This is a genomic window from Corynebacterium sp. HMSC08F01 (assembly GCF_001807545.1).
In the GTDB taxonomy this organism is placed as follows: Bacteria; Actinomycetota; Actinomycetes; order Mycobacteriales; family Mycobacteriaceae; genus Corynebacterium; species Corynebacterium coyleae.
In genome coordinates this window covers 2,578-4,063 of record NZ_KV789268.1, presented here as the reverse complement: position 1 = coordinate 4,063, position 1,486 = coordinate 2,578, and the positions used below count along the sequence as shown (strand labels likewise).

At 57.3% G+C, this 1,486-nt stretch carries 1 protein-coding gene; it reads left to right on the top strand.

Annotation, left to right across the window (positions count from 1 at the left end; genetic code table 11):
* On the top strand, positions 1–1,486 hold a 1,486-nt coding region (locus HMPREF3171_RS11970), incomplete at both ends, for a YPDG domain-containing protein (protein WP_210385582.1).

Below are 1,486 nucleotides of genomic sequence, written 5' to 3'. Positions count from 1 at the left end.
CGCTACTGGTGTTGCACCGTTTAAGGTTGCTACGCCTGTTGCTGACACGGTCGATCCGAAGTACGGCAACGAGCTGGTTGTGCCGGGTAAGGAGACGAAGTCCACTCCGTCCTTCACTGACAAGGACGGCAAGGGTGTCGATGTTCCTGAGGGCTCGAAGTTCAAGATCACTGATGGCTTCACGGCTCCTGAGGGCTACGTCGTCAAGATCAACGAGACCACCGGTGAGATCACGGTGACCGTCGATGGTGTCAACAAGGACACTGCTGAGAAGTTTGAGGTTCCGGTAACGGTTACCTACAAGGATGGCTCCACCGATGAGGTGAAGGCGCCGTTCTACCTGGATACTGATGGTGACGGTAAGCCGGACCTTGATGAGGGCATCAAGGACGAGGACGGCAATGTCGTAGTCGAAGGCGACGATGACGACGACAACGACGGTGTCTCTGATGAGGACGAGAAGAACCAGGGTACGGATCCGAAGGATTCGAACTCCGTCCCGTCGACCATCAAGGACATTGAGAACAAGTCCGGCACTGTTGGTGAGCCGATCGATTCGTTCAAGATCGAGGTTGACAACGTTCCGACTGATGGTTCGGTCAAGGTTGAGGGTCTGCCGGATGGCGTGACCTACAACCCTGAAACTGGTGAGGTCTCCGGTACGCCGGAGAAGGCTGGTAAGTCTACGGTGACCGTGACTGTCCTGGATAAGGACCGCAACTCGGTCAAGGGCGCTGACGGTAAGCCGGTTACCAAGACGTTCGAGTTCGACGTCAAGGACAAGGATGTCACCCCGACTCCGGATACGCAGGACAAGGACAAGTACGAGCCTGAGTACAAGCCTGGTTCTGGTAAGCCGGGTAAGGATGTAACGGTTCCTGCTCCTGAGTTCAAGGACAAGGACGGTAACCCGACCGAGGCTCCTGAGGGCACCACGTTCAAGCCGGGCGAGAACGCACCTGAGGGTGTGCAGGTCGATGAGAACACTGGTGAGATCACTGTTCCGGTTCCGGAGGATGCCAAGCCGGGTGACAAGATCACGGTTCCTGTCGAGGTGACCTACCCGGATGGTTCGAAGGACAACGTTGATGTCACCGTCACGGTTGACGAGCCTGACGCTAAGGACAAGGACGCTGACTCCTTCGAGCCTGGCTACGAAAAGGGTTCTGGTAAGCCGGGTGAGGATGTAACGGTTCCTGCTCCTGAGTTCAAGGACAAGGACGGTAACCCGACCGAGGCTCCTGAGGGCACCACGTTCAAGCCGGGCGAGAACGCACCTGAGGGTGTGCAGGTCGATGAGAAGACCGGTGAGATCACTGTTCCGGTTCCGGAAGATGCCAAGCCAGGTGACAAGATCACGGTTCCGGTTGTTGTGACCTACCCGGATGGCTCGACTGATACCGTCGAGGTCGAGGTGACGGCTGAGAAGCCGGCTCCGACTGTGAAGAAGGGTGACAACACCACGGTTCCGGCTGATGGTGGCGAG